This window comes from Flavobacterium sp. AC105, assembly GCF_979258495.1.
Window position 1 is genome coordinate 4,165,055 of record NZ_OZ409860.1, and the last position, 14,430, is coordinate 4,179,484.

General features: G+C 28.9%; 11 protein-coding genes. 2 read left to right on the forward strand and 9 right to left on the reverse strand.

What is annotated here, in order from left to right; all coding sequences use genetic code 11:
- Positions 1-240 precede the first annotated feature (240 nt).
- Both ACZ0AH_RS17210 and ACZ0AH_RS17215 read left to right on the forward strand, forming a co-directional pair.
- Positions 241-1,920: a helix-turn-helix domain-containing protein gene (locus ACZ0AH_RS17210; RefSeq protein WP_463477018.1), complete on the forward strand. Its 1,680-nt coding sequence runs from the start codon at positions 241-243 to the stop codon at positions 1,918-1,920.
- Positions 1,921-2,043: 123 nt separating this feature from the next.
- A complete protein-coding gene (locus tag ACZ0AH_RS17215) occupies positions 2,044-2,220 on the forward strand; it encodes a histone H1 (protein ID WP_072974225.1) in 177 nt (58 codons plus the stop codon).
- 181 nt (positions 2,221-2,401) lie between these two features.
- On the opposite strand, the gene ACZ0AH_RS17220 is transcribed toward ACZ0AH_RS17215, so the two are convergent.
- From ACZ0AH_RS17220 to ACZ0AH_RS17260, 9 genes are all read right to left on the reverse strand, one after another.
- Positions 2,402-2,950 carry a hypothetical protein gene (locus tag ACZ0AH_RS17220; protein WP_463477019.1) on the reverse strand — a complete coding sequence of 183 codons (549 nt, stop codon included), beginning with the start codon at positions 2,948-2,950 and terminating at the stop codon, positions 2,402-2,404.
- Complete coding sequence (locus ACZ0AH_RS17225) at positions 2,943-3,410, reverse strand: N-acetyltransferase (protein ID WP_073409927.1); 468 nt, start codon at positions 3,408-3,410, stop codon at positions 2,943-2,945. The genes ACZ0AH_RS17220 and ACZ0AH_RS17225 overlap by 8 nt, the downstream gene beginning before the upstream one ends.
- Positions 3,411-3,579: 169 nt before the next feature.
- Positions 3,580-5,256, reverse strand: a complete 1,677-nt coding sequence (locus ACZ0AH_RS17230; RefSeq protein ID WP_073409928.1) for a UvrD-helicase domain-containing protein — start codon at positions 5,254-5,256, stop codon at positions 3,580-3,582.
- A gap of 52 nt (positions 5,257-5,308) precedes the next feature.
- Positions 5,309-8,434, reverse strand: a complete 3,126-nt coding sequence (locus tag ACZ0AH_RS17235) for an SIR2 family protein (protein WP_463477020.1) — start codon at positions 8,432-8,434, stop codon at positions 5,309-5,311.
- Positions 8,435-8,730: 296 nt separating this feature from the next.
- A complete protein-coding gene (locus tag ACZ0AH_RS17240; protein WP_463477021.1) occupies positions 8,731-9,597 on the reverse strand; it encodes a hypothetical protein in 867 nt (288 codons plus the stop codon).
- A 290-nt stretch (positions 9,598-9,887) separates the two neighbouring features.
- Entirely contained in the window at positions 9,888-10,241 is a 354-nt protein-coding gene (locus tag ACZ0AH_RS17245; protein ID WP_463477022.1) for a hypothetical protein, read from the reverse strand.
- A 141-nt stretch (positions 10,242-10,382) separates the two neighbouring features.
- Positions 10,383-12,503 (reverse strand): DUF262 domain-containing protein, encoded by a 2,121-nt coding sequence (locus ACZ0AH_RS17250; protein ID WP_463477023.1) that lies wholly within the window; start codon positions 12,501-12,503, stop codon positions 10,383-10,385.
- A gap of 156 nt (positions 12,504-12,659) precedes the next feature.
- A complete protein-coding gene (locus tag ACZ0AH_RS17255; protein WP_463477024.1) occupies positions 12,660-13,514 on the reverse strand; it encodes a hypothetical protein in 855 nt (284 codons plus the stop codon).
- 267 nt (positions 13,515-13,781) lie between these two features.
- Positions 13,782-14,003 (reverse strand): helix-turn-helix domain-containing protein, encoded by a 222-nt coding sequence (locus ACZ0AH_RS17260; protein WP_463477025.1) that lies wholly within the window; start codon positions 14,001-14,003, stop codon positions 13,782-13,784.
- Positions 14,004-14,430 lie beyond the last annotated feature (427 nt).

A 14,430-nucleotide genomic window follows, 5' to 3' on the forward strand; every position in this document is an offset into this window, starting at 1 on the left:
CAAATCTAGAAGTAGATTTTTTGATTTGCAAAACGTTGTATATGGGTTTTCCGAATTTAGTATGTCGATTTTCCGAAAATCGACATACCTTTTTTTACTTAAAACAGACTGATTCTAAATAGATTGCAGTATATTTAACATTGTTTTAAACAAAACACAATGTTATATTTACACAGTAGTGTTTTTCGCTGATAAAAATGCATTTCACATCAAATAATGTCTCATTTTTTAATTTAACTTATGATTAAAAATTATATATTATTAGTAATTCTTTGCTTTGGAAATCAATTGTATGCGCAGGAAATGGAATCGGAAATTTTCGATACGCTTAAAAGAAAAAGTTATGATTATCTTTTTGAACGTATAGAAGCCACAGCTGAGAATAAAGTAAACCAGGCATACTATCTTAAGTACTTTTTGAACAAGGCAAAAAAGGATAAAAATTTCGAGGAAATTGTAAATGGATATAAAAATTATTTATTCTATGCACCTGAAAAATCGAAATTGATATATGCAGACAGTATGATTTACACTGCCAAAAAAGCCAATAATAATGCTCTTATCGGCTCAGCTTATCTTTCAAAGGGAATTGTTTACTATGCCAGAAAAGAGCACAAAAATGCACTGGATAATTACCTCATAGCTGATAATTTTATTTCCAAAACCAATGATAAGTACTTAGTGTATAAGGTTAAATATAATATTGCCATCATAAAATATTTTCTAGGGTTTTATGACGAAGCAATTTCTTTATTTACTGAGTGTACTGATTATTTTAAAGAGAAAAATACAAGAGCATACTTAAATTCATTGCATTTACTCGGTTTGTGCCATAATAGGATTGGTAATTATGGATTATGTTCTGAAATAAATAAAAAAGGAATTGAAGAAGGGATAAGAATGTCAAATACTGAAATGAAAAATTATTTTATTCATTCAGAAGGCATCAATCAGTACTTTAAAAACAACTATGCAGAAGCTATAAAAAAAATTAATTATTCCGTTCCATCTATAAAGGAAAATAAAGATTTTGGCAATGAGTCTGTTGGGTATTTCTATATTGGAAAAAGCTATTGGGATCTCCATAAACCCGAAATGGCTTTGCCATATCTTTTTAAAGTTGATAAGATTTTTGATGATAAAGGATATATACGTCCGGATTTACGGCAGAACTACGAGTTACTATTAAAGTATTATAAATCTAAAAAAGATCTTCATAAACAGCTCTATTATACGGATAAGCTACTAAAGGCAGACAGTATATTAGACAACAAATTCATCTATCTTTCCGGCAGAGTTCGCAAAGTGTATGACACGAAAGTATTACTAAAAGATAAGCACGATATTGAAGACTTGTTTAATAAGAGGAAGTATAACGATTTTATTTTTACTGCTATCGTACTAGTATTATTTTTAATCGTATCATTCATTGCTTACAGGCATATCAAAAATAAGAATGTTTATAGGCAAAAATTTGAGGAATTGATGGCAAAAAATGAGGCAGTTTCTAAAGTGGAAGTCAAAAATGTAAGTAATGGAATTGGAAATATAAATAAAGATACTATTGCTGATATACTAAAACAATTGGAAAAATTCGAAAAAGATAAAAAATTTCTAGTAAAAGACCTGACTTCCGCAAAGCTTGCCGCTATTTTCAATTCCAATCCAAAATATTTATCACAGATAATTTATCAATACAGAGGAAAGAAATTTGTGAAATACATCGCTGATCTTAAAATCAATTATCTAATAAAGTTGTTAAAAGAAGATAGTAAAATAAGAAAATATTCCAATAGTGCATTGGCTGAAGAAGTTGGCTTTAACAGTACTAAAACATTTACTCAGGCTTTTTTTGCAGAAGCTGGATGTCCAACGTCTTATTTTATTGAAGAACTAAATAAGATGTCTCAGGAAAATTAGATTCTTTGAATAAATAATTCCTATAATAATTATGAATTAAAAACGTTTTTAATTTTTGCAGCAAAGTTGCAATATAACAAGCAAAGTTTTATTTTCGCTGCCTTAATTTAATAAAAACATACCATGAAAGATTTAGTAGCCAAAATAAACGCCGAAATCGAAACATTTAAAACAGAATCAGATTCACTAATTGAAAAAGGTGTTAAAGCAGCTGGAGCGAGAGCTCGTAAATCAACTTTAGAAATTGAAAAACTATTAAAAGAGTTTAGAAAAGTTTCAATTGAGGAGTCGAAAAAATAATTCAATCTTACTTTGCTTAAAAAGCCTTTCCGATTTTCCGAAAAGGCTTTTTTTTGTAAATTTATTATGACTCTTGTAATAGATCTTAATAAATCTGTAAGTAATTTTAATCTCTGAGATTCTAACGTTAATAAAGTAACTCAATTAGAACTTAAAAGAATAATTGCTATTATCTGTTTGGTTATCGGATGTTATCGACAGTTTCTAACTTTAGAGATTCACTAAATTTTACATGCTTTTCAATTTTTGGCCTCCATTTGTCTTGTGTTGACATAGTATCGCAAATTTTTTCATGAAAATAAACCTGAAACCATGTCTTTTTATGGAACTCACAAACATTCTTATATGTTTTTTCAGAATGTATCATTAACTTCAGAATAAATTCTTCTTTAGGTTCTCTGTGATTGTTTATGACTTGACTTAAACTTACTGGAGTTATATCAATATCTTTTGCAAAACTACTTCTCTTATTGTAAATAGTATCAATATATGCCGATAAGAATTCTGAAAAATAGTGGTGATTATCATAAGTTGGTTTGCTTATATAAGCTTCCATTTTTAATTTTAATTGTAATAGTTTGGCACGAATAACCTGATCTATGGGTAAGTTTTTAATTCGTTGTAAACGTGCTTCCATTAAAACCGCTCCATCAGTATCACGTTCTGAATTTGATTTGTATCTTGAATCTACTCCAAATTCAATATCTTCAATATTTACTTTCTTATTCATTATCGTATGTGTTTATCAAGTTTAAAATTTCCGGAACCTCAAGACTCAAAGTCATTCCGGTTATATTCATATTGTATTTGTCGATATAATGCTGGGCAATATTACTTTTTGGTTTGAGTGATACGCAGGCTAACTCTGCATATTCTGCTACTGCAATTTTCGCAGCATGAGTAATTAAGTTTGCAGCAATATTATCAAATATCTTATTTGCACCTTTATTTTCTAATGAAACAGTCAGAAGTCTAATATGGACTCTCCATTCCTCGGGTATTCTTTCCAAAGAAATAATTCCTAAAATATCATTTGAATTGATAATTTTTAACTTATAGATTTCGTACGCCCTTTCAGTCTTCCAATCGAAAAAAAAGCGTTTTTTATCTATAGACTTAAAATCAATATCTTCTACTGGCAGAATTTCTACATTGTAAATTTTTCCCGAAGAAGTTTCTTGAATTGTCATTTCACAAATTTACAAATAGTTTACTTAAAACGGAAACATTTATTGTTAAGTTTACGTCTTTGGGAAAATATCAGGTAACTTGTATTTACTAACAATTTAAGTAATTTTGCTTCTATGATACGTCCTGTTTTTTTAAATGTTCTGAAGCTAGAACAGATGCAGGGGAAAATTAATCAGAACTTTTAATATCAATCAATGAAGGTTGATCTAAGATTGCATCTTGTAAAACAAGAGTGTCATTTTTATCAGGAGGGCTTTCTGTTTGGTAAAGATTGACTTCCGCTCTTGTAATAGCAACATATTTAAGACATTTTTCTTGATATAATTGCCATTCTAACATGTTTTCTTTTTTTATGGGCAGTTCATTATAACCAATTATAAAAACATTTTTTTTCTCCAATCCCTTTGATCGATGTATTGATGATAGTATCACAGAATCTTCATCCTCACAATTCATTAAACTTTCAATATAGTCAAATAAATCATTTAGTGTTTTTGCATTTTGGTTATGAAAAAAACATGATTCAAGGATATTAATACTATCTCCTAGATTTTCCAGTTTTTCATAATTAGCAGGATTATTGCCTAATTTATTTTCAGCAATCTTATATATCTTTTGTAAGTGATCAGGTAACTCTTCATAATATTTTTCACTATATAGTTTATTATTATCAATTATATCTTTTAGAGATTTAAGAATTTCTTTTTTACCGATGATTTTACATTTAATATTATGACATAAAAGTTTGAAAACTACTTCAAACAAATTACAATTTTGTCTAGATAATACAAAATCTCCTTTTTGTACATATTTAATTATATCATCAAATTTTATTTTTATTATACTAGATTTAAAAGAGTTAGTAGTAGTAATGTCAGGTCTAATCTCTTGTGCTAATTTTACGATATCGCTTGAACACCTAAAGCAATTTGTGAGTTTAAACATTTTAGGGTTATATAATGTTTTGATGTTGTTAAAAGATTCAGGCGAAGCTCCTGCAAAACCATATATTGATTGAAATGGATCTCCTACTGCAAAAAATCTTCCGCCTTTTTTAAGATATTTAGTTATAGTTATTAATTGTGCATTTGATAAATCTTGACATTCATCAACAAATACAATATCAAATTGATCAGGTGAACTTAATTTAAACTCACATGGTAAGAATATCATATCAGCATAGTCATAAATACCTAATAATTTTGCTTTTATATTTCCCTCTCCTATGGCTAACTCAACTAATTTTCTGTACAATTCAAGTAATTGAGTGTTTTTCTGATCAATATCAATAGCATATTTTTCTACTAATCTTTGAAATGAACTTTCACCTTTTGCATAGCTTAATGTGTACCTTAATAAATCAACAAGTCTGTAATAATTTGAATAAAATGTCTTATAAAATATATCTGGCTCTTCTTGTTTCTTCTCTTGGTAATATATAAATTTTATTTTCTCAAAATACCTTGTGAATTTTGTTTCCTCAACATAGTTATTAGACTTATTTTTTCTTAATTGTTCATTTAAAATATTAAAATATTTTGACTTATCAAGGTTTGGACTTCTAGTAAATATTTCAAAATGATATTTTAGAATACTAAGACCTAATGCATAAGTAGTTTTAACAATCACATTTTCTTTATTGACTGTTTTTTGGTTAATTTCCTCTTGAATTTTTTTATTAAAAGCGCAAAATAAAATTTTGTTTTTTTTATCAATGTAATCTATACCATTTATTATTGTACTAGTTTTTCCTGACCCTGCTACTGCATCAATCATTCCATTTTCTTTTCCATTTTTAAAGAAGTTAAAAATTTGATTTTGTTCAATAGTTGGTTTGAAACTCATAGCTTTACTCAATTATGGGAATTATTCTATTTGGATTATCTAGCTAATATTTTTAAATGAAATATCTGTAGTCATATTCAACTTTATCTCTGTTTTCTATTAGTTTACCAATTTTAGCTATTTTATTGGAAGAATCAATAGTTGCAGGCATCTGTGAATACATATTTAAAGAGTTCCAATTCATTTTGGTAAGCCCAAGTATTTCATTAGCGATTTGTTCTAAACTGCCTGCTCCATAGTGTTTTATTATTCTTAATGGTTTTGGAATGTATCTTCCGCCTGGATAAAAGTTGTAACTAGGATTTTTTACAGATGGAATTACTCCATGGGCATAAAGTAATGCTTCTTTTTCATTTAAAAGAATACAAGTTCCTCTTGAAACAGAATATCCATCAATTTTTGTTTCACGATTGAATATTTTACTTGATACATACCTTACATTATCTTCAAAATTGATTTCAATTAAATCTATATTTTCAATTTTCTTATTGTCGTGAAGGCTATCTAAAATTCCTTGTTTTTCGTCTTCTGTATAAAAAGTTCTTTTATGAATGACAACCCTTTTAGGTACTTCATTCATTGATTCATAAAATAAATTAATTACATTTTTCCCAAACTCGTAAGCATCATCATAACTTAAATGTGGTTTCTTTTTAATCCATTCTATTTTGTCATTAACTTTTGATAATTTATACTTTAATCCTTCCCCATTTGAACTATAAATGTGGCTACAGCCTAATATAATATGTCCTTTATCTTCTTTTTTACTCTCTACACTATAACCTATACCAGCAAAAGCAGTTTTGTTATCAGTATTATCAATTACCCAAGGAGTTCTAAATGACTTAACAAAATATGATAAAGAAAGCCACCAATTTATTTGACACTCTAAGTTATTGTCAAGTATTGTTTTTTCCCTGATAAGTTGAGAGGTTACTTTTTTTTCTGTACAAAAAGCTTTAATGTAGTCATGTAAGTCAAATGATTCAACTGCATCATTGTAATGAACAAAATTGTCCCATCTTTTTGGAATAAAGATCACTATTGTTTTTTGACCTCCAATAGAACATAACTTGTTGATTTTGTCACAGATATTGTTTTTTATTTCATGAATGATTTCTTTAGAATCTCTGCTAACTGGTTCATTCGTCATCTCCCAGTTAGAGGATGATGTGGTTGGTATATTAAGGCTAAGTCCATAAGTATTATGAAATCCTTTGTAATCAATAACATATTGATCTTTAATATTTACATTTTTAATTTCTTGATTCTGTTTATTTAAAAATTTATAAAAATTCTCTGAGTCTTGCTGTGGACAAACAATACCCAGATTGATAGTTGTGTTTTTTAAACTACTTAATCCTCTATCAAAAGGACTATTATTGACAAGTCCTCTCATAGGATGAGTCTCTTTAACAACTTTATCGCCATTTTGACTAGAAAATAACAAGTTAGTTTCCTTAAATTGAACACCCTTCAATTTTATCATATTTATAGGGATATTATGTTCATTAGTATAGTTATTATTCAAGTCATCAATGTTAGTAAAAATAGGGTTTTTAGAAATTTTGAATACAAATCCAGTACCAGAATTCAGAGGAAGTTCGTAAGATGTAGTCTCTAATAATTTTTTTCTCCAAATATTAATATAATCGTTAAACTTGTCATTGTAAATTTTGTGAAAGAATTCCAAGCCAACTTGCTGATTAATATCATTGGGAACATTATCGTCTGCCAATTGAAAATCAGGATTTAGAGATAAGTAAGATTGTTCTTGAATTTTTACAAGATCAATTTTTATTGCATTATATACCTTTTGGTTATGAACTGTTTTATAACTTGATTCATCCCAGATTTTGCTTCTGAAATCAGTTTTTAAATTGTATGTTTTTGAAAGAAGTTTACATAAGGATGAAAGCAGTAAGAATTTTATATTGTGATTATATAATCTAATATCTGTAAGAGGTTTTCTCTGTATTTCTCCTTTAATTATATCTGCAAACTTTTCATATACGTTATTAGCAGTGCCAAAAGCCCAAATATCTTTTTCAAAAGGAATAGCTGAGATTTCATAATCACTTAACGTTTTTTCTTTTACTAATTCCCATGGGTTTTTATCAAAAGTAGCATTGAAAACAAATATTTCTTTTGGAAATGTAATGGGAAATAGGTTGCTTTTTAATACTTTGTTTATTCTTTCAGGGTTAAGTGTAAAAGGAGTAGTTGTATTTTTATTAATAATACTCTTTTTTAACTCTCTAAATTCTTCTTTCAAATTATCATCATCTTCAATAACATGCTTAGTAAGATTTAACATTGTATTATCAAATCCCTCTGTAGAAACATAGAAAGCACTTCTGCCTTTATCTTTTATAAATTTCAAAAGCTCCTTAACTTCATTAGATGGACTATTACCGTAGCCACACCAAAATAAAATTCCGGCACCAGGTTTTGAGTAGGTTTCTTTTAAAGATTCCATTAACGAATTATCTCGACCGCTATATCCAATAACAATTAGATTTTTATCAGATAAATAATCGAGTAATTTACTTCTTAAAGTTTCATCTTGATTTTGCAATTCTTCGGATGTGTTTTTTAGATCTCCATATTTAAAATCCCCATGAAGTTTTATAATAGGTAATTCATTTTTTGATTGATTTCTTTGATTGATTCTATTTACTGTGTGTAAAGAAATATCAATTCCTTGTACACCGCCCCCAATGCAAGCAACATTTACTAAGTCATCAAAATTGGTAGTCCAAATAGAATCCAACATACCTTGTCTTACCAATAATGGAATAGCTCTATATCCAACGGAAGGTTTTTTATTAGCACATATTTTTTGAAAGTACTGACGCCTATTTTCATCAATTGGAAAGCACTTCTTAGCATAGAATGAATATTCCTCTATATTATCCTTTTCAGGATTATTACCCTGATTATCCAGCCATTTTTGAATTACATCTTGTGTTTTATGGCTTTTGTAGTTTTCAATCCAGTCTTGAGTATTTGGATTATTACTTTTATAGATAATTTTTTTCCATTCCCAAATACAATCGTATGCTGATTGGATATCCGAAGTAATTGAGCAACCAGCACCTATAAGCATAGAATATGTGTTGTCCTTACTAATAGAAACCGATCTTAGAAATTCATCAAATTTTAAATGGTTAATCATTATTTTGTGGTTTTTAGGGATAGTTTGCCTTTTGGATTGAAAAGACAATATAAGCTAATTTTCAGAACATTCTTATGATTATCTATATTGTCTAAGTAAATATTTGTGTAGGGATTTTCACTACGAGCATAAAAAAACTCTTTTGGAAATATAGAAAAATTCAAGTTTAAATGATAAATGTAAAGATTAGCTAAGTAAGGATTTCGACATAAAGTATCCAAATCTTTTTAAAGACAAAAGCAACATTCCATGAAACCTATTGGCCAAATCCGCTGTAGCTGTTATGCGCAGATATTTTATTCTCCATATCGACCAAATAGTAGGGTTTGCTGCCCGTCAAACTTCAGATTAAGTTCTCCCGTTTCAGAAATTTCGAAATCAGTTTTAAAATCCTTAATATCGAATATGTCTCCGAAAACTTCTGAAAATATTTCTGCTTTTTCGAGAATAGTGTTAGACTCTACTCCAAGTTTTCTCTTTACATACGATAAAGAAAAATTACCCATTATGTCAGCAGCTTGTATCAGAAAGGAATCTCCATCTGATATTACTGAAACACCATTATCTATCAATGTTGGTGAATTACGATATTGAAGTTTTCTATAGCCATTATAAATTACATTAAGAAGTTGATTGGAAGTCATTGTAGTTGAACCTATCGAATTGGAAACTTGAATAGTTTGTGCTCCAAATCCTTGAGTCACGTTATGACTATCAACGATTATTTGAATTCCATAATCTGACGAGAGTGATTTAGTCAAGTGTTGTAACGTAAATAATGGACTTGTAAGCATTTGAGCAGACGAAACCAAATTAGGGTCATCTATATCATTTTTCCCATAGGTGTTTTTGATTATTCTTTCGGTAAATGGAATGTACTGACTTTTCCATTTTTCATTCTGCAAAACAACACCAATTAGTGATATTTTACTTTTCTCGGCATATTCTCTACAGAGTTTTAGAAATTGCAAATATTTATCTTTAAATCTTCTTTTGTAGTTTTTACCGTGGAATGAATCTAATGCTATTCCGTTAAGTAAATCATTTGCCTTTTGAGAAAATTCATCAAGCAGTTCTTTTTCAATTACAAAATAAGACCAACCTTCCAATAGTTGTCTTTCTGTCCCTAAGTCATCAATACCTGCTGTTAAAAGTGTTGTCATTTTGCTTTTCTATATTTGTGCATAACGTTCTCGTGCTTATTGCTGTTATGGAAGTTCGTAACCTTTCAATTTTCGGCTTTGCAGAAAGTTGATGCGAAACGATAATTTCACTAAATTCCATAATAGCCACAAACGTGGGTTATATAGCGTAACTTTGTGTGTAATTTAGTTGAATTATCATTAAAAATCTTTTTTCTATTTTCAAACTTTACAATTGCTTTCTTTTGGTTTTTAGCTATTTAAGTTTTCGACGCTTTTTAAAATAGTAGAATGAAAGTTAATTTCGTTTATTAATCTTCACCGTAAATATCAGAATCGATGTCAATTTTTATATCTGTAATTATTATTTTTGTTGAGTTTTCAAAATCAAATTCTCCTGTTGCGGAAAACGGTTTACTATAAGATTCATTAAAACTTGAATCTCCCTTACTTGACCCCATAATTAAATCAGCAGAGAAACTTCCATTTTTTACAGTAAAAGTTTTTTGAGGTATGTTAACAAAAATATCATTATAATCTACTTCTGCTTCCCAATGGTCACAACCATAATTACCAGGACTTGTATCATTTAGTACATCATTCCAATTGTCCATATCATTTGAAATTAATTCCGCTATTTGTTCTCTTATCTCGTCAATTTGCATAATAAATAATTATTAGATTTAAATATAATTTTTTCATTTGTTTAACATTCTTTAGTTAAAGATTATTTCGTTGTTCCTCGCGATAATTATTGCCAGACAGCGGTTATGCACCTTACTCTTTATATTGATGCATTTTTCGGCTTAAGTTTTGTCTGAGTCTTGTAGCATAAAATCTAAAAATAATAACTCTTTTTTTGAGTGTTCGTTTTCAAATTTAATATTCCATCTTCTTTCCATAAACTCTATCAAACTCAATCCACGTTTTAAAATACTGTCGGAATTCCATTCATCATAAGATGAAACTTCAATTTCTGAATGTGACCCGTCAGAATACCCTTGTCTAATTTTTTCGCCTCGCTCGTTGTATCTTGGTTTTTTCTTGTCAAAAAAACTGTCGTTTTGTAAACTTGAGTTTATACTTTGCGATAAAGGAAGTAAATTCCCTAATGTCCCTTGCAAAAAGTTCAATTCAGCTTCTTTATAAACTTTAAAAGATAGTTTCCAATCTTTATTTTCAGGTGTTTGTGGGTAAATATGTTCAATTGAAACTTTATCTTTTTCTCCTTTAACAAATAATTTCCAGTCTATTTTTTGGCTTCCTCTATGTCTTACTTTTTCCATTTCATACTCATACAAGAAATATCTTAAATCGCTCCAATAATAAAAACCGCCACCAATTTTAAACTTCTTGTCTATAAATTTTTGGAAATAAGTATAATCAAAGAAGCTTTCTGTTGAATTTTCTGGTGTGTAAAAACAATAACTCATTCTTTCTTCAAGACGTTTGGTTATTTCTTCAATTGTTAATTCGTTATTTCTAAATTGTCGTGCTGCTTTATAAAATTCACTGTTTCTATAAGTTGAAAAAGCACGACTTAATCTAAACGTAATAAAAATAAATCTTTCAATTGCTTTGAAAAGTTTAACTCGTTGGGTTGAATCAATTTCATTGGAAAGGAAGGAAACAGTAACAAGTGGTCTGAAATAAATTATACCTATTCGATTTAATCTGTCTATCCATAAACTTTCTGTATTTGTTAAGTCAGGATTATTTACGGGATTATGAGTATTGTACCAATGGACGGCAGCAGATTTTAAGCTATTAACATAATCTTCAATTTCTTTTGGGGAAAGTTTAGATCGAAAAACAACTATTTCTTCACTTTCATTTTCTTCAATTTCTTCTTGGTCATTTTCTTCATCTTCTCTTATTTCTTCGATTTCTTGTAATGAAGTTACTTTAACTTCTGTCTTAGCATAAATATTTTGAGGTGTAAATTTTTGTTCCAAAAGAAAACGGATGTAATCATCTCCTTTTTCTCTAGAGTATTGAAAATACATAATCCAATGAGCAACAAGAAAATCATCATCGTTTAGTGGATTTTTTTTGTTTCTACCAAGTTGATAATAAATTTCTTTCCAAGAATCATTAATTTTTTCACGAAGTGAAAAACGTTCGTCAGCTTTTAATTCGGTCTCCTCATATAGTGTTGAAAGATAGATAAGTCTATTTTTTAATAGTTCAAGGTTTGATAATTTTTTACCTCTATTATTCATTGTTTCAAAGGCAACGAATACGTCAAAATCATCACTAATTTCATAAACATTGAACATTAGATTTTGTGTGAGTTTTTTAAATAAAATTTCAATTTCTAATATTCCATATTTTTCATAGTAATTTTCTAAGTTTTCAACAAAAAATCTTTTAGCATTTTCAAGATTCAAAGTATAAAATGTCTCTTGAATAGTTCCACTATTTGGTTCGTTAAAGATTCTGTATTTTAAAAATTTGAAACTTGGATTATCTACTTCATAACTGAATTTATAAGTGCTAATTATGAATTGGGGTGGTTTTTGAATAACCAAATATTCTTCTTTTATAGCTTTGAGGCTAAAAGAACCTAGATAAATATCATCTTCTTTTTTGTCTTTGTTTTCGGGAATAGCTTTTAATAGTTCAGAAATTGCTTGTATGAAAATCACAAAAGTTGTTAGCCTTTGTTGACCATCAACAACGTGAAACGGTTTGTAACCTCTGTCTTCTAACAGCCACCTTTCGTCATTCCAGTTGTTCCAAACATTTCGTTCAACTTTTTTTAATGATAAAAGCCCAGTATAATGAAATCTATCGCTAGGAAGATTTACCACGTCTTCCCAAAAATCTTTCAGTTGTCTTTCTGCCCAAGCATAACCCCGTTGATAATCTGGAATTTTAAAAATTCTATCCTTGAATATGTTTTTTAATGATTCTAATTCGTTCATTTTAAGTTTGAATGTTTATGTTATTGGTGTTACTACACGTAGTATCGTTTGGCGAGATTGGGAACTTCTTAAACGCTAAATTTTTCACAAAGAAAAATTCTTGCAAAACTTGAACTTGATTCAAAATCCGAAATATTGCAAAACCGGGCCTAGTAATTATTCTCTACATTGGTAAACATCCCACCATTGTTGCATTTGACGTGTTGGTAAATTCCCGTTTAAATTTTTAATTACCTTAAGTTCTCGGCATATACATTCTTTGAGGCCATCAGAATATCTATCAAGTTGATTTGGTGTAATATTTAGGTTCGACACAGAATCATTAAAATCATTCCAGCAAACTTCAACCCTTGATCTTAATGTTCCCAAAATTGGAGTCGGAATTAAACTTTCAAGTAGTAACCCTTCATCAACTATTCCTGTACTATTCGTTACTTGATTAAATTGTTGAAGTTGATCTTGTACTTGTATAACATTTCTTGTTTCTCGCCACAGATTCAAAGTTTGAAATCCTACGGATAACACTCCTGTAATAAATTGTCCTAATCCAAAGTCCATAATTTCTGATTTTTCGTTAAAATATTTTGAAAATAATCGATTTAAAATTTTGCGTTGTACAAATGGTAAATATTCTTCATAGAAAGTTGCTGCTCTAATATTTGTCAAACGTCCTTCTTCGGAAGGTATTTTAATTATGAATTGTTCAGTTACAATCCATCTGATTGGAATAGAAAAATTATTCCAATCTGAAATATAAGAAGGATCTAAATTGTTTTCGATGAAGTATTGAATAAAACTTTGCTCAACAACTCCAATAGCCTTGACTCTAATATTTCTAGATCCTGGGCGGTTCGCTTTTAAATAAATTATGTCTCCAACTTTAAGCGAGGAAACCGCCTCATATATATCTTTAGCTGATAAATAATTCCATCCAACAATAAAATTTTTGTTTTCGAAGAAATGGTCTTTCATTTCCTCATCCCAAACAGATCCAATTCCAAATATTGCCATATATTATTGCTGTAGTTACTTGATTATTACACACAACTTACTTATATCTGCCATAAAATGACTTCAATAAATCTAGTTACGTTTGGATTTGTGTCACTTATTTTAATTTACCAAACATACAAAACCGCTTTTACTCTATTTTACGGTTTTCCACAATAGTATTTAAGTTGCAAAATAATTCTTTTATTAATGAAGAGTTTACCGTATAAATACCTGTTTTTAAATTCAATTGAGCATAAAAAAAGATGCTTAGAGCATCTTCATATTTTATAATCCCGTTAATTTAAAAAATTCTGATAGTTTCAAATTTTTTGCCTCACAGATCTTATTTATGGTTTCAAAACTTATATTGTAATTTGGATCATTTTTTATACTTCTGACCGTTTTTTCATCAATATTATGTTCTACAGCAAAAGAACTCTGGGATTTAGCTTTACTAACCCATTCATCCTTTATATAGTCAACAATAATACGGTTTGTACTCTTCATCTTAACAAAGTAAATCCCAAGAGGATAAAATAATTCGGATTTAAATCCGAATTATGAAATATTTTGTTATATTTGTTCATAATAAATTATATTTGCGACTCTTCATATAAAAATATTTGAAGCATTCGCTTTGAATCTCGTTTTCAAAAACTGGTAATTTTTAAACGCTCGAGATGATAAGTAAGATGCTCACGTCTTATGGCGTGGGCTCACTTATTCGTGCGTAGGGTATACCAGTACCTTGAAAGCGTTTAAGTTGAGTTCCGCGCCTTTTTTATGGTTATAACTCTCTTATTATTCATAGCAAATCACTCTTCTTAATTTTTAAAAGTTTCGCAACAAGAAAATCGAACTTTTTAAAACTATCATTGCCTGTGTATTAAAACAATCATCATTTATGTTTATTAAGCCGTCTACTTAATACGTA